The sequence below is a fragment of the Nonomuraea candida genome (assembly GCF_000725485.1).
Taxonomy (GTDB): domain Bacteria; phylum Actinomycetota; class Actinomycetes; order Streptosporangiales; family Streptosporangiaceae; genus Nonomuraea; species Nonomuraea candida.
Genome location: NZ_JOAG01000018.1, coordinates 88,481 through 106,162, shown reverse-complemented (window position 1 = coordinate 106,162; position 17,682 = coordinate 88,481). Strand labels below are relative to the sequence as shown.

The window sequence follows — 17,682 nt, the reverse complement described above, 5'->3', positions numbered from 1 at the left end:
CGCCGTCTTCGCCATCAGAACACTTCGGGGGGCCGTATGAAGACCAGGCGCAGGCCGTACGCGGAGCAGCGGCCGCAGGAACTCGGCGGCGGGGTGTGCAGCGTGCCGGTGCCGATACCGGGCAACCCGCTGGGCTACACGCTGGTCTACGCCGTCGAGTCCCCGGCAGGCCCCGTCCTGGTCGACGCCGGCTGGAACCACCCCGACGCGTGGCAGGCGCTCAGCGGCGGCCTCGCGGCGCTCGGGCTCGACGTGAGCGCGGTGCGCGGGGTGGTCGTCACCCATTTCCATCCCGACCACGCCGGCCTGGCCGGGCGCGTCAAGGAGGCGTCCGGCGCCTGGATCGCCATGCACGAGCACGACGCGGCGCTGGTCAGGCTCATGGCCGAGTACGCCGCCGAGGCCCACGACGACTTCCAGGCCGACATGCTCAGGCGGGCGGGCGCCGACCCCGCCGAGGCCGGGCAGGCGATGGGCGCCCGGCCCGACCCGCCCGCGCCGCCCGACCGGGAGCTGCGTGACGGCGACCTGGTGGACCTGCCGGGCCGCAAGCTGCGCGCCGTGCACACCCCCGGGCACACGCCGGGGCACATCTGCCTGCACCTGGAGGACGCCGACCGGCTGTTCACCGGCGACCACGTCCTGCCCGGGATCACCCCGCACATCGGGATCTATCCCTACGACCGCGACGACGTCGATCCGCTGGGCGACTTCCTGGAGTCGCTGGACCGCGTGAGCGGCCTGGGCCCGCTGGACGCCCTCCCCGCCCATGAGTGGATATTTCCTGATGTGGCGGCACGCGCGGCCGAGATCCGCCACCATCACGAGGAGAAGCTCGAACGGCTGCGCGCCCTCCTGTCCCGGCGGCCGCGGCCGCTGACCATCTGGGAGGTCGCCGCGATGATGACGTGGAACAGGCCGTGGGAGGAGCTGTCGCCCATGCTGAGAGGCATGGCGGCCGGCGAGGCGGCGGCCCACCTGCGCGCCCTGGAGGCCCGGGGACAGGTGCGCCGCCTGGCGGCTGTCGATCCGGTCCGCTTCCACGCTCTAGACTCCTAGACATCCGATGTCTAGGGAGAAGAGTGTGGCGGTCACCGACGCGGCCATCAACAAGATCAAGCAGATGATCCTCTCCGGCGAGCTCGCCCCCGGCGACCGGCTGCCCAAGGAGGCCGACCTCGCCGAGCGGCTGGGGCTGTCGCGCAACTCGCTGCGCGAGGCCGTGCGCGCGTTGTCGCTGATCAACGTGCTCGACGTGCGGCAGGGCGACGGCACCTACGTCACCAGCCTGGAGCCGCGCCTGCTGCTCGACACCATGTCCTTCGTGCTCGACCTGCACCGCGACGACACGGTGATCCAGTTCTTCGAGGTGCGCAGGATCCTGGAGCCGGCCGCCACCGCGATGGCCACCGAGCAGATGAGCGACGCCGACGTCGAGGACCTGCGGGTGATCCTGGAGTCGCTGCCCGAGCAGCCGACGATCGAGGAGCTGGTCGCCAACGACCTGAAGTTCCACCTGCGGATCGCGCAGGGCTCGGGCAACAGCGTGCTGTGCTCGTTCATCGAGAGCCTGTCCGGCCCGACCACCCGGGCCAGGATCTGGCGCGGCCTGACGCAGGCGGGGGCGATGGAGAAGACGCGCGAGCAGCACACCGCGATCTACGAGGCCATCGCCGCCCGCCAGCCCGACGTCGCCCGCGCCTGGGCGACCGTGCACGTCGCGGGCGTGGAGTCGTGGCTGCGCAAGGCGCTGGAGCTGGACTGATCGCCCTGACAGGTCGGAGGACTTCCGGCACACCCCCGGAGGCGGCGATCAGGGGCGGCGGCAGCGGGTAGTACGGGTCATGTGCCCGACAAACTGGAGAAATACCGGAGCAAGCGCGACCCGAACCGCACCCCCGAGCCCGTCCCCGACACCCCCGTCCCCGCCCCCTCCACCGGCGGCAACGCGTTCGTCATCCAGGAGCACCACGCCCGGTCGCTGCACTGGGACCTGCGCCTCGAACGCGACGGCGTGCTCGTCTCCTGGGCCGTCCCCAAGGGCCTGCCCGCCGACCCCGGCACCAACCACCTGGCCGTGCGCACCGAGGACCATCCGATGGAGTACCTCACCTTCCACGGCGAGATCCCCAGGGGCGAGTACGGCGGCGGCACCATGACCGTCTGGGACACCGGCACGTACGACGTGGAGAAGTGGTCGGAGCGCGAGGTCAAGTTCGTCCTGCACGGCGCGCGCTCCTCGGGGCGGTTCGTGCTGTTCCGGACGCGCGGCAAGAACTGGATGATCCACCGCATGGGCGCGGCCGTCCGCGAGCCGTTCCCGTCCGTGCGGCCCATGCTCCCCACCGAGCGCGCCCGGCCGCCGAGGGACGCCCCGGCCTACGCCTTCGAGTTCGCCTGGGGCGGGCGCCGGCTGCTGGTCCCCATCGACGGCGGCCGTACCGAGGCGGCCCGCGAGCACCCGTGGCTGCGCGAGCTGGCGGAGTCGTTCGGCAGCCGCACGGCCGTGCTGGACGGGGAGGTGGCCAGGCTCGGCGGCGCGGAGCTGCTCATCTTCTACGACCTGCTCTACGACGACGGCCGGTCCCTGCTCGGCGAGCCGTACGAGGCGCGGCGGGCGGCCCTGGAGGCACTGGAGCTGACGGGCGCCCGCTGGCAGACGGCCCCGTCGTGGCCCGGCGAGGCGGGGCCGGTGCGGCAGGCGGCGCGCGAGCAGGGCCTGCCGGGGGTGGTCGCCAAACGCCTCGACTCCCCGTACGAACCCGGCCCCTCCAAGTCCTGGCTCTTCATCCCCTCCTGACCACCCCGCCGGCCGACGCGTCCGGCAGAGCGCGCACCCACCACCCAGCCCTCACGCCCCCACGACCGAACAGCCATAAGATCGGCGGCCCATTGGTCATGGCCCCCAGCGACTGATTGGCCACGCACCCGGCGACCATGTGGTCACGACCCCGGCGGCCATGTGGTCATGACCCCAGCGGCCATGTGGTCACGACCCCGGCGACCATCGCGCCACGGACGCGTGTCCTGCTGGGGCTACGGCACCGGGAGCAGGCCCTGTGATGTCAGGTCCTCCCAGAGAGTATCCGGCACCGGCCGGGAGCACAGGGTGGCGTTCCTGGTGACCTCCTCCGGGGTGCGCGCGCCCAGGACGATCGTGGCGACGGCCGGATGGCGCAGGGGGAAGGCCATGGCGGCGTGCGGCAGGGTGACGCCGTGGCGCTCGCAGAGGCGGGCGATGCGGGCCGCGCGGTCCAGCAGCTCCGCCGGCGCCGGCTGGTAGTCGTAGGTGCCCGACGGCTCGTGCGTGGCCAGGATGCCGCTGTTGAACACCCCGGCCGCCAGCACCCGGACGCCCCGCTCGGCGCATTCGTCGAGGAAGGAGCGGCCCGACTGGTCGAGCAGGGTGTAGCGGCCCGCGAGCATGACGACGTCGATGCCGGTCTCCCTGACGAAGCGCAGCGGCGCCTGCCACTGGTTCATCCCGACGCCGATCGCGCGCACCCGCCCCTCGGCGCGCAGCTCGGCCAGCGCCGGGTACGCCTCCGCGATCGCCTGCTCCACGTGGTCGTCGGGGTCGTGGATGAGCGCGATGTCCACGGCCGGCAGGCCGAGGCGTGCCAGGGACTCCTCCAGGGACGCGCGCACGCCGTCGCCCGAGAAGTCCCACACCCGCTCCAGGTCGCCCGCCACCTCGAAGACGTCGTCGTCGCGACCGTTCCCCGACGCCCTGGGCCGCAGCAGGCGGCCGACCTTCGTGGACAGGACGTAGCCCGTGCGGTCGCGCAGCGCCGCGCCCAGGCGGCGCTCCGACAGGCCCAGGCCGTAGTGGGGGGCGGTGTCGTACAGGCGAACCCCGCTCTCCCAGGCGGCGTCCACCGTGGCGCGGGCCTGCTCCTCGGCCACCTCGTCGTAGAGGTTGCCGATCGGGGCGCCGCCGAAGCCGTGACGGGGCAGGTCGAGAGGGGTCGGCCGGTCCATCAATCCTGTGCCTTTCCGCCGGCGATCCGGCTGATCATCAGGGCGATGAGGATGATCGAGCCGTAGATGACCGGCTGCCAGAAGCCTGAGACGCCGATGAGGGTGAGGATGTTCTGCACGAGGCCGATCACCAGCACGCCGGTGAGCGCGCCGAGGATCGTGCCCTTCCCGCCGTCCATGCTGACACCGCCGATCACGGCCGCGGCGAACACCATGAAGATCCAGCCGACTCCCTGGTTGTTGCCGATCGCGCCGAGGCGGCCGGTCTCCAGGATGCCGGCCAGCGCGGCCAGCGTGCCGCCCAGGATGAACGCGCCGTACAGGATGCGGTCCACCCGGATGCCGGCGGCGCGGGCCGCGTCGATGTTGCCGCCGATCGCGTACAGGGAGCGGCCGAGCCGCAGGTAGCCGAGGCCGAAGATGCCCGCCGCGAACAGCGCCCCGGCGATCCAGATCGCCGCGGGCAGGCCGAGCCAGATGGCGCTGCCCAGGTAGAGGATCGAGTCGGGGAGCTCGAAGAGCGTCTTGCCCTCGGTGGGTCCCTGGAGGAAGCCGTGCACGATGATCAGCATGGCCAGCGTGACGATGAACGCCGACAGCTGGAACCTGATGATCAGGAAGCCGTTGAACGCCCCGATCGCCGCCCCGATGAGCAGGGCCAGCGGGATCACCAGCGCCCCCGGCAGCCCGATGCCGAAGCCGCCCGCCGCCGCGGGCACGACCAGCATCACCGCGATCGCGGGCGCGGTGCCGACCGTGGACTCCAGCGACAGGTCGAACTTGCCGGCGATCAGGATCATCGCCTCGGCCAGCACCAGCAGCGAGATCGCCGACTGCTGCTGGAGCACGTTCGTCAGGTTGCCCGCCGTCAGGAACGTCGGGTCGAGGATCGCGCCGACGACGAGCAGCAGCACGATCACCGGCACCAGGGTCAGGTCGCGGAACCTGGCCAGCCGCACCCGGGGGGCCGGCGCAGTCAATGTGGTCACTCTTCCATGCCTTCCATCACGGCCACGAGCTCGTGGTCGGTCCAGCCCCGCGGCACGTCCTTGACGACCCTGCCGTGGAACATCACCAGCACCCGGTCACAAATGCGCAGGTCGTCCAGCTCGTCGGAGACCACCACGGCCCCCGCGCCGCGCTCGACCGCGTCCTCGACGGCGCCGAGCAGCGCCTGCTTGGCCTTGACGTCGACCCCGGCGGTCGGGTTGATCACCACCAGCACGGTCGGGTCGTCCACGAGCGCGCGGGCGAAGACCACCTTCTGCGCGTTGCCCCCGGACAGGTCACCGACGGGCTGGTCGGGACCCTCCGTCTTGATGTCCAGGGCCGCGATCAGCTCGCCGGCCTTGGCGCGCCGCCGGGCCGGGGAGACCACCCCGTAGCGGCCCAGCTTGCGGGCGATGGGGAACGTGGCGTTCTCCCCCACCGACAGCAGCGGGACGAAGCCCTCGTGGTGGCGGTCCTCGGGCACGAACCCGAGCCCGGCCCGCAGCGCCGCGGGCACGTCGCCGGGCCTCACCCGCACGCCGTTGACCTCCACGTGGCCGGTGTCGGGCCTGCGCAGCCCGACCAGGGTCTCGGCCAGGCCGACCTTGCCGCTGCTCGCGGAGCCCGCCAGCCCGACGACCTCGCCCTCCCTGACCGTGAGGTCCACGGCGGTGTAGCGGCCCGCCAGCGACAGGCCGGCGCCGCGCAGCACGACGCGCTCGCCGGGCGTGTGCTCGCGCGCCTCGTACGCGGCCGTGGCCTCGCCGGTCATCGCGGCCACCAGCTCGTCGTGCGGCAGGTCGGCGACCGGCCTGGTGGTGACGTGCCGGGCGTCGCGGAAGACCGTGACGCTCTGGCAGATCTCGTAGACCTCGTCGAGGTGGTGGGAGATGTACATCATGGTGACGCCCTGCTCGCGCAGCGACTGCATGCGCGTGAACAGGCGCTCGATGGCCGGGCCGTCCAGCCGGGCGGTCGGCTCGTCGAGGATGATGAACCTGGCCCCGAACGACAGCGCCCGCGCGATCTCGACGAGCTGGCGCTGCTCCACGCTCAGGTCCCCGGCCAGCGCCCGCGCGTCCACGTCCACCTCGTAGGTGTCCAGCAGGTCGCGCGCCTTGGCCCGCAGCGCCCGCCAGTTGATCGTGGCGCCCCTGGCCGACTGGCGGTTGAGGAACAGGTTCTCGGCGACCGTGAGCGCCGGGATGATCGTGGACTTCTGGTAGACGCAGGCCACCAGCCGCCGCCACGCGTCACGGTCGGCCAGCGCGGGCGCGGGCCGTCCCGCGAACCGCACCTCGCCCTCGTCCGGCCGCTGCAGCCCGGTGAGGATCGACACCAGCGTGGACTTCCCCGCGCCGTTCCTGCCGACCAGGGCGTGGGTCTCGCCCTCCGCGATCGCGATCCGGGCGCCATTCAGCGCGGTGGTGGGGCCGAAGCGCTTGACGACGCCTGTGGCTTCGACGTGCGTGCTCATCTACTTGACCTGGTTGCCCCAGAGGGCCTGGTCGTCGACGTTCTCCTTGGTCACCAGCGGCGCGGGGAGCTGGTCCTCCAGGCCGTTCGGCAGCTGGATGATCGTGCTGTCGTGGTCGGTGGGACCGGGTTTGAACGTCTTGCCGTCGGCCGCGGCCTTGGCGTAGAAGAGGGCGTACCTGGCGTACAGGTCGGCCGGTTGCGAGACCGTCGCGTCGATGTCGCCCTTGCGGATCGCCTCGAACTCCTGCGGAATGCCGTCATTGGAGATCACGAAGACGTGCTTGGGGTCCTCCGGCGGGACCAGCAGGCCCTTCTGCTTGAGCACCTGCAACGTCGGCGCCAGGTGCACGCCGCCCGCGTGCATGTAGATGCCCTTGACGTCGGGGTTCTGCTCCAGGCGGGTCTGCAGCATGGACGCGGCCTTGCTGCCCTCCCACTCGGTCGGCTCGCTGAAGACCGTGATGCCGGGGAACTTCGTCTTCATGCACTCCAGGAACGCCTCCGACCTGTCACGGCCGTTGATCGAGCTGAGCGCGCCCTGGAGCTGCACGACCTTGCCCTTGCCGCCGAGCTTCTCGCCGAGGAACTCGCACGCCTTGGTGCCGTACGCGCGGTTGTCGGCGCGTACGACCATGTAGACCTTGCCCTTGTCGGGACGGGTGTCGACGGTGACGACGGGGATCTTCTTGTTCTCCAGTTGCTGGAGGGTGTTGGCGATGGCGCCGGTGTCCTGTGGGGCCATGACGATGACCTTGGCGCCCTGGCCGGTCAGCGCCTGCACGTTGTTGACCAGCTTGGCCACGTCGTTCTGGGAGTTCGTGGCGGGCATGAGGTCCACCTTGAGCTCGCCGGCCATCTGCGGGACGTATTTGATGTAGGAGTTCCAGAAGTCGGAGTCGGCGCGCGGGTGGTCGATGCCGACCTTTCCGCCACCGCCTCCTCCTGCCGTCGTGGTGCCTGAGCCGCACGCGGTCGCGACCGCCAAGAGGGCCGCTGCCGCGACCACCCGTCCGAATGTCATTGGGGGGTACCTTCCTTCGTTGTCGGCCCTGCGCGGACCGGCCCTTCGAGACCGGGCCGGCCCACGGGGGCGGGCCTTGAGCTGCCGCACCGGCCCCTCTGCGGGACCGGTCGTCAGGCGGTGCCTTGGGACCGGCCCTTCGCCGAAGGCCGGTCCGTCGCGGGGGCCGGTCCGTTGCCGGGGGCCGGTCCGTTGCGCGGGGCCTGCCGTCAGGTGGTCGGGCGGAGGCGGAGGCCCTGCATGCCACCGTCCACGGCGAGCGCCGTGCCGGTGGTCGCGCCGGCCTCGGGACCGGCGAGGTACGCGATCGCCGCGGCCACCTCTTCCGCGCTGACCAGGCGGCCCATCGGCTGCCTGGCGTTGAGCGCCGCCCGCTCCGCCTCGGGGTCGTCGGCCGCGTCCAGCAGCCTGGCCACCCACGGCGTGTCGGCGGTGCCCGGATTGACGCAGTTGACCCGGATGCCCTCCCGGAGGTGGTCGGCCGCCATGGCCAGCGTCAGCGACAACACCGCGCCCTTGGTCGCGCTGTAGAGCGCGCGCTGCGGCAACCCGGCGGTGGCCGCGATCGAGCAGGTGTTGACGATCGCAGCGTGCTCGGACCTGCGCAGGTGCGGCAGCGCCGCCCGCGCCACCCGGACCATGCCGAGCACGTTGACGTCGAACACCTGGTGCCACTCGCTGTCCGGGTTGTCCTCGATGGTGCCCTGCGCCCCGATGCCCGCGTTGTTGACGAGCACGTCGATGCCGCCCAGCCGCTCCGCCGCCTCGGCCACCGCCGCCCGGACGCTCGCGTCGTCGGTGACGTCGGCCTTGATCCCGATGAACGGCTCGCCGGGCGGGTTGAGGTCGAGGCAGGCGACCGTCATGCCGCGCCCGGCGAGCGCGGTGGCCGCCGCCAGGCCGATGCCCGACCCGCCGCCGGTCACCACCGCCTTCAGGCCCGCGCTGCTGATCATTGCGTCTCCTTCCAGACCTCGCCGCCGGGGAAGGTGTGGGCGGCCACGGATCGCGGATGCATCTCGGCGCTGAAACCCGGCGCGGACGGGGCGACGTACCGGCCGTCGCGGATGACCACCGGGTCCACGAAGTGCTCGTGCAGGTGATCGACGTACTCGATCACGCGGCCGTCCATGGTGCCGGTGACCGCCACGTAGTCGAACATCGACAGGTGCTGCACCAGCTCGCACAGCCCGACGCCGCCCGCGTGCGGGCACACCGGCACGCCGAACTTCGCCGCCAGCAGCAGGATCGCCAGGTTCTCGTTGACGCCGCCGACGCGGGCGGAGTCGATCTGCACGTACGAGATCGCGCCGGCCTGAAGGAGCTGCTTGAACACGATCCGGTTCTGCACGTGCTCCCCGGTCGCCACCGGGACCGGCGCGATGCCCCGGGCGATGGCGGCGTGGCCGAGCACGTCGTCCGGGCTGGTCGGCTCCTCCACCCAGTGCGGCCGGAACTCGCGCAGCGCGTTGACCCACTCGATGGCCGAGCCGACGTCCCAGCGCTGGTTGGCGTCGATGGCGATGGGGAAGTCGGCCCCGCACACCTCGCGCGCCGCCCTGAACCGCCGCCGGTCGTCCTCCAGGTCCGCGCCGACCTTGAGCTTGATCTGCCCGAAGCCCTGGTCGAGCGCCTCCTTGCAGAGCCGCCGCAACTTCTCGTCGTCGTAGCCGAGCCAGCCGGGGGAGGTCGTGTACGCCGGATAGCCGACCTCGATCAGGTGCTCGATGCGCTCGCTCTTGCCCGCCTCCTGGCTCTTGAGGATCCGCAGCGCCTCGTCCTTGGTCAGCGCGTCGCTGAGGTAGCGGAAGTCGACGAGCTCGACGATCTCCTCCGGCGACATCTCGGCCAGCAGCCGCCACAACGGCTTGCCCGCCCGCCTGGCCTTGAGGTCCCACAGGGCGTTGACCACGGCGGAGATCGCCATGTGCATGACGCCCTTCTCCGGCCCCAGCCAGCGCAGCTGCGAGTCGCCCACCATCTCCCGGTAGAGGGCGCCGAGGTCTTCGGCGTCCTTGCCGACCACGTACGGCTCAAGGGCGCTGATGGCCGTGGTCTGGATGTCATTCCCGCGCCCGATGGTGAACGCGAACCCGTGTCCCGTGTACCCGTCGTCGGTCCTGAGCACCACGTACGCGGCCGAGTAGTCGGGGTCGGGGTTCATCGCGTCGGAGCCGTCCAGCTCCCGCGAGGTCGGAAACCGCACGTCATGCGTCTCCATCCGCACGATCCGGTACGCCCCCGCGCCCGCCCCGGGGTTCGCCGCGCCGGCGGCCGCCGTCATGCCTGCCCCACCGTCTGCCGCTGCCGCCCCAGCCCTTCGATCTCCAGCTCCATCACGTCCCCGGCACGGAGATACGGCTGCCCCGGGATGCCCATGGCGACCCCGGCCGGTGTACCGGTGTTAATCACATCGCCCGGCTCCAGCACCATGAACTGGCTCAGGTAGCGCACGATCTCGGCCACATCGAAGATCATGTTCTTGGTGTCGCCGTCCTGCCGCAGCTCACCGTTCACCCACAGGCGCATGGACAGGCTCTGCGGGTCGCCGACCTCGTCCGCCGTCACCAGCCAGGGGCCGAGCGGGTTGAACGTCTCGCACGACTTGCCCTTGTCCCACTGGCCGCCGCGTTCGAGCTGGAACTCCCGCTCGGAGACGTCGTTGGAGATCGCGTACCCGGCGATCACGCCGAGCGCCTCCTCCCGGCCGCCGAGGTAACGCGCCTCCCGCCCGATCACGACGGCCAGCTCCACCTCCCAGTCGGTCTTCACGCTGCCGCGCGGCACAAGCACCTCGTCGTACGGGCCGACCACGGTGTTGCTCGCCTTCATGAACACCACGGGCTCGGCCGGCACCGCGGCACCGGACTCGGCGGCGTGGTCGCTGAAGTTCAGGCCGATGCAGACGACCTTGCCCGGCCGTGCGATCGGAGCGCCGATCCGCAACCCTTCGGCCTCGACGAGGGGCAGCTCACCCCGCTCCAGCGCGTCGCGGACGCGCCCCACTCCCCCGGAAGCGAGGAAAGCCCCGTCGATCTCGGGCTCTCCGATGTCGCGCAGGTCACCGGCGTCATCCATGACCACCGGCCGCTCCTGACCGGCAGGTCCTACTCGCAGCAGCTTCACACCGCATCCTTCATCTATACATCGGATGTCTCGTTCCCTGATGCTCATGCGAGCGAGCAGAGCATGTCAAGGGTGGGGTGTCGGATACATCCGATCCGTGACCTCGCCATACGCCCCGAATGGCTCATCAACCCCTGTGAACCCACTTAACCGCTCCGACGACTGCCGTCACACCACGGAACCGCCACACCCTCATACATCGGACGACATACCCCTCCTTCTCACCCGAGACCCAGACGCGAAGGCCCGGAACGCGACGCGAAGACCGAGACCTGGAGATCGACGCCCGGCAACCGCGCCACGGAAGCCCGGGCGCGGCGACCGAGCCCTGGAAGCCAAGGACCGGAGACCGAAGCGTGGAAGCCAAGGCCCGGCGACCGAGCCATGGAAGCCGAGACGGAGAAACCGCGCCACGAAGACTGCGCCCTGAGGCCCGAGACGCGGAATGCGACCGGAGACCGAGACGGAGAAGCCGAAGCGGAGAAGCGAGACGGGGAAGCCGAGACGGGGAAGCCGAGGCGCGGAGTTGAGGCAGGAAGCTTCGATGCCGGCGAGGGCGGCGGGCGTAAATATGGCGGGTAAAGGGTGAGCATAGGGCCGGTGTGGGCGGGGAACGATCCAGGGTCGTCCTTGACGGGCGTACAGACACGTAATAGAACACGTTTCAGTAGTGCGTAACCAAGCGCTTGATCAAGAGGTGACCCCGCGTGCACATTGACCTTGTCGACAGGGACCAATACGCGACCGCCGGCCCACCCCACAACCAGCTCGCCTGGCTGCGCGCGAACTCCCCCGTCCACTGGCACGAGGGCGAGCCCGGGTTCTGGGCCGTGACCCGGCATGAGGACGTCGTGCACGTGTCACGGCACTCCGACCTCTTCTCCTCCCACCGTAAGCTCGCCCTCTTCGAGGACCTGCCGGAGGACCAGATCGCGCTGCAGCGCCTCATGATGCTCAACCAGGACCCGCCGGAGCACACGAGACGGCGTTCCCTGGTCAACCGGGGCTTCACCCCCCGCACCATCGGAGCCCTCGAACAGCACATCCGCGACATCTGCGACGACCTCCTCGACAAGTTGAGCGGCGAGATCGACTTCGTGACCGAGGTCGCCGCGCCCCTGCCCCTCTACGTGATCTGCGAGCTTCTCGGGGCCCCCGCGACCGACCGCGACAAGCTGTTCAACTGGTCCAACCGCATGATCGGCGCCCAGGACCCCGACTACGCGACCAGCCCCGAGGAGGGCTCGGGAGCCGCCATGGAGGTCTACGCCTACGCCAACGAGCTCGCCGCCCAGCGCAGGACCAACCCCAGGAACGACATCGTCACCAAGCTCCTCCAGGCGGACGAGCACGGCGAAACCCTCGCCGAGGACGAGTTCGACCTGTTCGTCCTGCTCCTCGTGGTGGCCGGCAACGAGACCACCCGCAACGCGGCCTCCGGCGGCATGCTCGCCCTCTTCGAGCACCCGGACCAGTGGGACCGCCTGGTCGCCGACCCTACGCTGGCGAAGACGGCCGCCGACGAGATCGTCCGCTGGGTCTCGCCCGTGAACCTCTTCCGCCGCACCTCCACGACCGACCAGGTGCTGGGCGGGCAGGAGATCCGGGAGGACGACAAGGTCGTGGTCTTCTACTCCTCCGCCAACCGCGACAGCTCCGTCTTCCCCGACGCCGACGTCTTCGACATCGGCCGCGACCCCAACCCCCACATCGGCTTCGGCGGCGGTGGCGCCCACTTCTGCCTCGGCAACCACCTGGCCAAGCTGGAGCTGCGCATCCTGTTCGAGCAACTGGCCCGCCGCCACCCCCGCCTCCGCCGGACGGGCGAGGTCCGCCGCCTGCGCTCGAACTTCATCAACGGCATCAAGGAACTCCCTGTGACCATCGGCTGACGTCTCAGCCTGCGCGCCAAGGCTCCCGGGCACACGGCGGAGACGGCCGCCACGTGGTGTCCCGCCGGGCGGACGGGTGGGCGGCGATTCGAATGGGGAGGTCGCCGGGGCAGGCGAGTGGCCGTACGGAGTGAGCCGGGGCCGCATGGTGGAGGGCGGCCTCCCCAGACCGACCACCCAGATCAAGGTGGAGCTGGGCAAGGACCGCCTCGTCTACCTGGATCTGGGCTGGGAGGAGTTCAAGGTCGCGGTGGAATACGACGGGCAGGAGCACCACACCTCGGCCGCCGGCCGAACGCCAGCCGCATGCGATCAAGGTGTCGGCGACGTGGTGGAGAAGCTCGGCCGTCTGCCCCGGGATGACCCCTCTGCGGACGGCGATCACCCGCCAGCCGCGCCGGGGGTGAGGTGGGTGACGCAGCCGGGGATGGCGAGGTGTCCGGGGGCCAGCAGCTCGACCGGCCACTCCGCCTCGGGAGTGGTGAGGGCCTTCAGGCCCCAGACGTGGGCCGCTGTCTGACAGCAGACGACCGTCTCCGGGACGGCCCGGGTGATGCGGCGGGCTCGTTGGAGCAGCGATGGCGGGACGGCGAGCGGCGGGACGGCGAGCGGTGAGATGGCGCGGGCCGGCGTGGCACCACTCCACGTGATGTGGCGCGGCGTGGTGCCACCCCGGCCCGATGTCACCCCGCGCGGTGCCGCGTGGCGTGGTGGTGGGGTGCGGGGATGGGGGAAGCGGGCGGTTCATGGGCACAGGATGGCGCTGCGCGGCCGGGGCAGGAGTCACCGAACGCGGTTCTGTGGACAGTGGGTGACTATCCACAGAACCATGGCTGTCCGTCGCGTGCCGTTCTCAGAGGGTGGGGATGTACGCCTTCGTCGCATGGCGCCGGCGGGCCACAGGAGCGCGCGAGGGGCGGTGCCGGTTGTTCACTCCATGATGACCGGTTGCCAGTTCGGGACCTCCAGGAAGCGCCGCAGCTCCGCCACCCCCGACAGGAAGCCGCCCCACGCCGCGAGCGGCGGGCGGGCCTCGTCGAAGCCGCTCTGCACCAGCGTCAGCCGGGTGCGGCCGCCGGACCCGGCCAGCTCCCACACCCCGATCCCCGAGTCGCCCCAGTCCACGGAGAACCTGCGGCCGGGCTCCAGCTCCAGCACCGTCGCCGGGTCCGGGTTGTTGTCCAGGCCGCCCATCGCCAGCCGCCCGCCCACGTACGGCTCGATCTCGATCGGGTAGCCGAACCAACTCGTCACCGACTCCGACTCGGTGATCGCCGCGAACACCTCCGAGGGCGGCGCCTCGATCTCGACCTCGACCCGCAGGTCCGTCGAGGTGTAGTCCTGCATCGGCGTGAGGGCGCGTCCCTCGAAGTGCTCGGCCAGGTTCGTCAGCACCTGGCACCAGTACGTCTGCAGCACCCCCCGGATGCTCTTGCCCGTGATGACGTCCTGGAAGTCGAAGTGCGTCTGCGACAGGGTCAGGATGGTCCGCTCGTCCCCGTCCGGGTCCAGCGTCAGCTCGGTGGTCGTCTCCTCGCCGTCCAGCAGCCAGGCGAAGCGCACCGTCCGCTCGTCCGCGTGCAGCAGCCGCTGGTGCGGCGCGTCGCCCTCCGGCGTCGTACGCCCCCAGAACCCGAACCGCGCGGGCGGCTCGGCCTCGGCGTGCTCGGCCAGCCACACACGCATGGTCGCGGGGTCGGTCAGCGCGTGGCGCACGTCCGCGACCGGCGCCGGGATTCGGGCTCGTATGATCATGGGCTCAGTCATCGTCTCGTTCTCCTCTGAGCTCTTGCGCGGCCTGGGGGTAACAGGCGACCGCCAGCCTGAAGGCGTCGCCCTCGGCCCCGCCGTACCGGGTGAACAGATCCTGCAACATGCTCCGCAGCTCGCGCAGGAACTCCTGGCGATCTTCAGGGCTCACGCGGATCTCCCCCGACAGGCCGATCGTCGGCAGCTCCGACGCGGTCCTGTCGAGCGCCGCGAGGTCGGCCTGGACCTCTTCCATGAGATCGAGCAGGTGGCCGAGGCTCAGCTCGTCGCGGACGCCGCGCAGCCCGATCCGGCCCACGAGGCGCGGCGACAGCCAGTACGAGCGCGCGCCGGCCTGGTAGATGCCCTCGTGCACCCCGCGCACCTTGCGCTCGGCCACCTGGTCCACCAGCCCCGCCTCGACGAGCCGTCTGACGTGGTAGTAGACCCGCTGCGGCGTCTGTCCGAGCCGCTCGGCGACCTCCGAGCAGGTACGCGGCTCGGCGAGCTGCCGCAGCACCTCCACGCGCTGCGGCTTGAACAGGGCCTCGGCCTGCTCGATCTCCTCCAGGTACAGGACGTCCCTCATGGCAAAACCGACCCTTTATGTAAAAATCTGTTTTGTCAATGACCGCGCGGCTCCGTCACCGACCGCGCGGCCGCGTCAACGAGGTGGACGGCGAGCCCGCACGAACCACGGAACCCGGCCCACGAAACGCTCCGTCACGGCGGCGCGCCACTGACCGGTCAGCGGCCGTTTCCCTGGACAGAGGCGAGCCGGAGACGGCGGGTGGCCGGCCACGGCAGCGCGTAAAGAAGCAGCACGTCAAGAAGCAGCACGTCAAGAAGCAGCGCGTCAAGAAGCAGCGCGTCAAGAAGCAGCGCGCAAAGAATCCTGAGCGCGGAAGCCGATCAGGGCCAGCTGTCGTCGTGCGGGTCGGCGCCGTCGGCGAGGAGGCGCAGGTCGGACTCGACCATCATGGCGACCAGCTCGTCGAACGACACCCGGGGCTCCCACCCGAGCTGCACCCGCGCCTTCTTCGGGTCGGCGCACAGCAGGTCCACCTCGGCCGGCCGGTGCAGCGTCTGGTCGGTCACCACGTACCGCTCCCAGTCCAGCCCCACCGCGCTGAAGGCCGCCTCCACCAGCTCCCTGACCGACTTCATCCGCCCGGTGCCGATCACGTAGTCCTCGGGCGCGGCGGCCCGCAGCATCAGGTGCATGGCCTTGACGTAGTCGCCGGCGAACCCCCAGTCGCGCCGCGCCTCCAGGTTGCCCAGCCGCAGCTCCGTGGCCAGCCCGAGCTTGATCCTGGCCACCCCCAGCGACACCTTCCTGGTGACGAACTCGGCTCCGCGGCGCGGCGACTCGTGGTTGAACAGGATCCCCGAGACCGCGAACATCCCGTACGACTCGCGGTAGTTCTGCGTGAGGAAGTGCCCGTACGCCTTGGCCACCCCGTACGGCGAGCGCGGGTGGAAGGCGGTGCGCTCGGTCTGGGGCGTCTCGCTGACCTGCCCGAACATCTCGGAGGACGAAGCCTGATAAAAGCGGATCTGTCCGTCAGGGCCCGAGGACCCGCCCCGCGACACGCCCGAGCACACGCGGATCGCCTCAAGCATCCGCAACACGCCCATCCCGGTCACCTCGGCCGTGAGCTCGGCCTGCTCCCACGACATGGGCACGAACGAGATGGCGCCCAGGTTGTAGACCTCGTCGGGCTGAACCCGTTCCACCGCCGAGATCAGCGACCCCTGGTCCAGCAGGTCGCCGCGCACGACGCGCACGTCCGAGAGCAGCCTGCGCATCCGCGACACGCGCGGGTTGGCCTGCCCCCGCGCCAGCCCCCACACCTCGTACCCCTGCTCCAGCAGGTGCTCCGCCAAATAAGAACCGTCCTGGCCGGTGATGCCGGTGATCAGAGCGCGCCTGGCCAAGGGGTCCTCCAACTATCGCCTACCCCATCCCTTTGAGACGGGAATGTACAGCTAAGCACCTCGACAACACACCAAGTGGCATAGAACACGTTCCACCGAACAACGCTCGGTTACGGCAACGTCGCAGTTCGCACGCCCTGCGGCGGCCGTTGTGAACAATTCCAGCCGACCTACCGAATGGTAGCCTTCTCGCACTAAGGTCATCTTTCACGGTACATGCCCGATCTCAGGGCCCTACCGGCGGAGAAAGGGGTGTCCGTGCCGGAGCGAAGGCTGCGGATCGCGCTTCTGTCCTACCGCAGCAAGCCCACCTGTGGCGGTCAGGGGGTCTACCTCCGCCACCTGAGCCGGGAGCTGGTCGCGCTCGGGCACCACGTCGAGGTGTTCTCCGGCCAGCCCTATCCGGAGCTGGACGAGGGCGTCATCCTGCGGAAGGTGCCCAGCCTCGACCTCTACCGCGACGAGGACCCGTTCAGGACGCCGGCGCTGAGCGAATACCGCGACTGGATCGACGTGCTGGAAGTCGGCACCATGTGGACCGCCGGGTTCCCCGAGCCGCTGACGTTCACGCTGCGCGCCTACCGCGAGCTGAAGAAGCGCGTCGGCGACTTCGACGTCGTCCAGGACAACCAGACCCTCGGCTACGGCCTGCTCGGCATCCAGAAGCTCTTCCCCGTGGTCGGCACCATCCACCACCCCATCAGCGTGGACCGCCGCATCGAGCTGGAGGCCGCCCAGGGCGCCAAGAGGCTGAGCATGCGCCGCTGGTACGGCTTCGTGAAGATGCAGTCCCGCGTCGCGCCCCGGCTGAGCCCGATCCTGACCGTCAGCGAGTCGTCGCTGGCCGACATCCACCGCGACTTCAACGTCCCCCAGGCGAACATGCGCCTGATCCCGCTCGGCGTGGACACCCGCTACTTCCACCCGCGCCCGGACAAGCCCCGGCGCAAGGGCTCGATCGTGGCCGTGGCCAGCGCCGACTCCCCCATGAAGGGCGTCGCGACGCTGCTGCGCGCCGTGGCCAAGCTGGCCACCGAGCGCGACGTGAACCTCACCGTCGTCAGCCGGCCCACCCCCGGCGGCCCGACCGAGCAGCTCGTCCAGGAGCTGTCGCTGCAGGACCGGGTGCGCTTCGTGCACGGCATCTCCGACGACGAGCTGGGCGAGCTGATCGCCACCTCGGAGATCTCGGTCGTGCCCTCCCTCTACGAGGGCTTCTCGCTGCCCGCCGTCGAGCACATGGCCTGCGGCACGCCCCTGGTCGCCAGCCGCACGGGCGCGCTGCCCGAGGTCGTCGGCGACGCGGCCGTGCAGGTGCCGCCCGGCGACGCCGAGGAGCTGGCCGCGGCGCTGCGCCGGCTGCACGACTCGCCCGAGGAGCGCGAACGGGTGGGCAAGGCGGGATATGACCGCGCCATGGAGCGCTACACCTGGCACGCCGTGGCCAAGCGCACCGTCGAGGCGTACCGCGAGGCCATCGAGAACCACAAGAGGAGAGGCTGACCA

Annotated in this window: 16 protein-coding genes; 6 read left to right on the top strand and 10 right to left on the bottom strand. The window is 70.7% G+C overall.

Annotated elements, in window-relative coordinates; translation table 11 throughout:
* Positions 1–36 precede the first annotated feature (36 nt).
* The 3 genes from IO39_RS18675 (at position 37) to IO39_RS18665 (ending at position 2,800) form a co-directional block, all read left to right on the top strand.
* The gene (locus tag IO39_RS18675; RefSeq protein ID WP_052423056.1) at positions 37–1,059 is read left to right on the top strand and encodes an MBL fold metallo-hydrolase; all 1,023 of its coding nucleotides are present in this window, start codon (positions 37–39) and stop codon (positions 1,057–1,059) included.
* Positions 1,060–1,084: 25 nt separating this feature from the next.
* The gene (locus IO39_RS18670) at positions 1,085–1,765 is read left to right on the top strand and encodes a FadR/GntR family transcriptional regulator (RefSeq protein ID WP_043624472.1); all 681 of its coding nucleotides are present in this window, start codon (positions 1,085–1,087) and stop codon (positions 1,763–1,765) included.
* A gap of 81 nt (positions 1,766–1,846) precedes the next feature.
* Positions 1,847–2,800 carry a DNA polymerase ligase N-terminal domain-containing protein gene (locus tag IO39_RS18665; RefSeq protein WP_043624470.1) on the top strand — a complete coding sequence of 318 codons (954 nt, stop codon included), beginning with the start codon at positions 1,847–1,849 and terminating at the stop codon, positions 2,798–2,800.
* Between the two features lie 236 nt (positions 2,801–3,036).
* Here the strand turns inward: IO39_RS18665 and IO39_RS18660 are convergent, their stop codons facing one another.
* The 7 genes from IO39_RS18660 to IO39_RS18630 form a co-directional block, all read right to left on the bottom strand.
* Positions 3,037–3,981: an aldo/keto reductase gene (locus IO39_RS18660; RefSeq protein ID WP_043624468.1), complete on the bottom strand. Its 945-nt coding sequence runs from the start codon at positions 3,979–3,981 to the stop codon at positions 3,037–3,039.
* Positions 3,981–4,970: an ABC transporter permease gene (locus IO39_RS18655; protein ID WP_245642050.1), complete on the bottom strand. Its 990-nt coding sequence runs from the start codon at positions 4,968–4,970 to the stop codon at positions 3,981–3,983. Before IO39_RS18655 ends, IO39_RS18660 begins: the two co-directional genes overlap by 1 nt.
* The gene (locus tag IO39_RS18650; RefSeq protein ID WP_043624464.1) at positions 4,967–6,448 is read right to left on the bottom strand and encodes a sugar ABC transporter ATP-binding protein; all 1,482 of its coding nucleotides are present in this window, start codon (positions 6,446–6,448) and stop codon (positions 4,967–4,969) included. Before IO39_RS18650 ends, IO39_RS18655 begins: the two co-directional genes overlap by 4 nt.
* Complete coding sequence (locus IO39_RS18645) at positions 6,449–7,471, bottom strand: sugar ABC transporter substrate-binding protein (protein ID WP_043624461.1); 1,023 nt, start codon at positions 7,469–7,471, stop codon at positions 6,449–6,451.
* A gap of 209 nt (positions 7,472–7,680) precedes the next feature.
* Positions 7,681–8,427, bottom strand: coding sequence for an SDR family NAD(P)-dependent oxidoreductase (locus IO39_RS18640; RefSeq protein WP_043624456.1), 747 nt, complete (start codon positions 8,425–8,427; stop codon positions 7,681–7,683).
* On the bottom strand, positions 8,424–9,755 hold the full coding sequence (locus IO39_RS18635; protein WP_052423055.1) for an L-fuconate dehydratase: 1,332 nt from the start codon (positions 9,753–9,755) through the stop codon (positions 8,424–8,426). Before IO39_RS18635 ends, IO39_RS18640 begins: the two co-directional genes overlap by 4 nt.
* Entirely contained in the window at positions 9,752–10,597 is an 846-nt protein-coding gene (locus IO39_RS18630) for a fumarylacetoacetate hydrolase family protein (protein ID WP_043624453.1), read from the bottom strand. The genes IO39_RS18635 and IO39_RS18630 overlap by 4 nt, the downstream gene beginning before the upstream one ends.
* Positions 10,598–11,304: 707 nt before the next feature.
* On the opposite strand from IO39_RS18630, the gene IO39_RS18625 reads away from it, so the two are divergent.
* Both IO39_RS18625 and IO39_RS18620 read left to right on the top strand, forming a co-directional pair.
* Entirely contained in the window at positions 11,305–12,489 is a 1,185-nt protein-coding gene (locus IO39_RS18625) for a cytochrome P450 (RefSeq protein WP_043624449.1), read from the top strand.
* A 145-nt stretch (positions 12,490–12,634) separates the two neighbouring features.
* Positions 12,635–13,009 (top strand): hypothetical protein, encoded by a 375-nt coding sequence (locus tag IO39_RS18620; protein WP_043624446.1) that lies wholly within the window; start codon positions 12,635–12,637, stop codon positions 13,007–13,009.
* 410 nt (positions 13,010–13,419) lie between these two features.
* On the opposite strand, the gene IO39_RS18615 is transcribed toward IO39_RS18620, so the two are convergent.
* From IO39_RS18615 to IO39_RS18605, 3 genes are all read right to left on the bottom strand, one after another.
* The gene (locus tag IO39_RS18615) at positions 13,420–14,244 is read right to left on the bottom strand and encodes an SRPBCC family protein (protein WP_211267067.1); all 825 of its coding nucleotides are present in this window, start codon (positions 14,242–14,244) and stop codon (positions 13,420–13,422) included.
* A gap of 4 nt (positions 14,245–14,248) precedes the next feature.
* The gene (locus tag IO39_RS18610; RefSeq protein WP_043624440.1) at positions 14,249–14,827 is read right to left on the bottom strand and encodes a transcriptional regulator; all 579 of its coding nucleotides are present in this window, start codon (positions 14,825–14,827) and stop codon (positions 14,249–14,251) included.
* Positions 14,828–15,150: 323 nt separating this feature from the next.
* Positions 15,151–16,176, bottom strand: coding sequence for a GDP-mannose 4,6-dehydratase (locus IO39_RS18605; RefSeq protein WP_043624435.1), 1,026 nt, complete (start codon positions 16,174–16,176; stop codon positions 15,151–15,153).
* Between the two features lie 216 nt (positions 16,177–16,392).
* Between IO39_RS18605 and IO39_RS18600 the strand changes: the two genes are divergently transcribed.
* Positions 16,393–17,679, top strand: coding sequence for a glycosyltransferase family 4 protein (locus tag IO39_RS18600; protein WP_052423054.1), 1,287 nt, complete (start codon positions 16,393–16,395; stop codon positions 17,677–17,679).
* Positions 17,680–17,682: the final 3 nt, after the last annotated feature.